This window comes from Streptomyces sp. NPDC090445, from assembly GCF_044769385.1.
In the GTDB taxonomy this organism is placed as follows: domain Bacteria; phylum Actinomycetota; class Actinomycetes; order Streptomycetales; family Streptomycetaceae; genus Streptomyces.
Genome location: NZ_JBIVXV010000074.1, coordinates 1 through 2,096 on the forward strand (window position 1 = coordinate 1; position 2,096 = coordinate 2,096).

Here is a 2,096-nt window from a genome sequence, read left to right on the forward strand (position 1 = left end):
ACCGTTCCTAATCAGTGAGCAGGAGTGAGTCTTGGACCCATTCCTGCTCTCTGCGGACATCCCGAACGGTTTTGGGTGTCCTGGTCGCCCGCGTACTCGCCGCGTCCGGCTGCACGCATCTGGTGCGTGGTCCGGGGATGCGGGGGCGGGTTTCCTCACGCCCGAGGGCTTCCGGTCGGGCCTGGACGGTCCGATGCCCGCGACGATCGCTCTGGTCGTCGCGGGGCGGTGTCGTCCGTCGCCGGATCGGGTGCCCTTGGGCGCGTCGCCCGATCGCGATGCTTGCCGCATCGTGACGGGTCGTCTTACGGGTCCTGCCGGTGAGGGGTTTCTGCCAGTGCTGGGCGCCCCACTTGCTGGTGTAGGCCGGATCGACGGCGATGACCGTGATACCGGTCTGGTCGGCCATCGAGGTCAGCCTGGCGCGGAGCCTGCCGGTGGGCATACCGGAGATGAGCTGCCGGAACGTGCGGCGCCGACCGTGTTTCTCCCTGGTCTTCTCGGCCTGGAAATCAAGGTCTTCGACCGCGATGGCCTTCACGCCGCACGTCTTGGCCCAGTTCAGCAGCCGGGACAGGGCGTGGCGGACCTGGGCGTCTCGGTGGTCGACCGACCCGCTGAGGTCGTAGAAGAACCTCCGCGGGTGCCCGACGGGATTACCGTGTGTGTCCAAGCGCCAGGCCGCGAGGTGATCGGCGTTGGTGTCCACACCGATCACACCGTCGGCCAGGGCGGCATCCAGCGGGACGGTCCTCGACGGCGGGATCTGCCAGGAAGCGGTCAGATACCAGCGGTCCTTGGCCACGTCCGGGTGGATGCGGTAGGCGACCGCCCGGTTGGCCTCGATCCGGTCGGCCCACTCGGTGCCCCGGTGCGGGAAGCGCACCGTGCAGGTGAGGACGTACCGGCCGTGCTTGGTGTTGGCGTACCCGGCAAGGGGAGCCGGGAGCTTGATGGACACCTCGCCGTCCGGGGTGACTCGGACGGTTTCGTTCCCGAAGCGCTTGCCGGACTCGCCGTCGGCCTGGAGGAACCAGCGTTCCGCCTCCCACCGTGTCCGCCACTCGGCCTCGGTGAGCTGTGCGGTGTCGAGGTTGTGACGGTTGCGTGCGAGGCGCTTGCCGCCCCGCACGACGTGCACGACGCCCTCTTCGTGGTCGGCGCATCGCTGTTCCAGGCGTTCTTCGAGGACGTGCAGGCGTCGGGTCTTGTGGAACCACTCGTTCTTCGAGCGGTAGCCACCGGGAACCTTCTTGGTGCCCTTCGATCCGATGGGCTGGGACAGGCGGTGCCGGATCGTGCGGATCCCGGCTTCGAGGTGCTGGATGTGGGCGAGTTGGCAGCGACGCGACAAGGCCCACTGGTCGTGAGTGGCCTTGGTGAGCGCACCGGCCCACCGCGAGGACGACTCGGCAGTGAGGCCCTGTTTCCGGGCCGCCCAGGTTTCCTTGGAGTGCTCCAGGCCGTCAGCACAGCGCGCTTTGAGATCCCTCGACGCGAGTGATCCGAGGTGCGCGCCAACCAGCCGCAGCACCTTCCCATCCTCGGGCGTCAGGTCCTTGAGGCGGTCGCGGATCGCCACACCGGACGGCCCGAGGACGACGAACGGCGCGGCGATCGGACGGAGGTCAGCCATGTTCGGCGGCCTCCAGCGCCTTGCGGGCACGGTTCTTCGCCGACCTGCGCCCGTACAGGCGGGCACAGAACGACGTCAGCACCTCCGCCATGTCCCGCACCAGGTCGTCTTCGACCTCGCCGTCGTCCAGCACCAGCAGCCGACGGCCCGTCGCGGACAGGGCGGCTTCGACCAGTTCGACGTTCATCCGGCCGAGCCGGTCCTTGTGCTCCACCACCACGCAGGTCACGTTCGGGTCGGCCAGTAGACGCCGGGCCTTGGAACGGCAGCCGTTCATCCCGGAAGCGATCTCCGTCTCAACACGAACGACTCGGTGACCGGCCTTCACCGCCCACGCCGACAGCCGCGCGACCTGGCGTTCCAGATCGGTCTTCTGATCGTGCGAGGACACGCGAGCGTACAGACCCAGACCACCGATGACCTCGGGCGTGGTGTTCGCGTCGATGTTCACCAGGATCGT

The 2,096-nt window shown here is 68.2% G+C and carries 2 protein-coding genes; both read right to left on the reverse strand.

All coding sequences use genetic code 11. The features are described from left to right. Positions 1-7: 7 nt before the first annotated feature. Entirely contained in the window at positions 8-1,636 is a 1,629-nt protein-coding gene (locus ACIQUT_RS40245) for an IS200/IS605 family accessory protein TnpB-related protein (protein WP_403570693.1), read from the reverse strand. Next, on the reverse strand, positions 1,629-2,096 hold a 468-nt coding region (locus ACIQUT_RS40250; protein WP_403570694.1), incomplete at its 5' end, for an IS607 family transposase. The genes ACIQUT_RS40245 and ACIQUT_RS40250, both read right to left, overlap by 8 nt.

What these genes read in the sequence shown, in the direction of transcription:
- ACIQUT_RS40245 (WP_403570693.1), bottom strand. Translation starts at nt 1,636, where the DNA reads ATGGCTGACCTCCGTCCGATCGCCGCGCCGTTCGTCGTCCTCGGGCCG.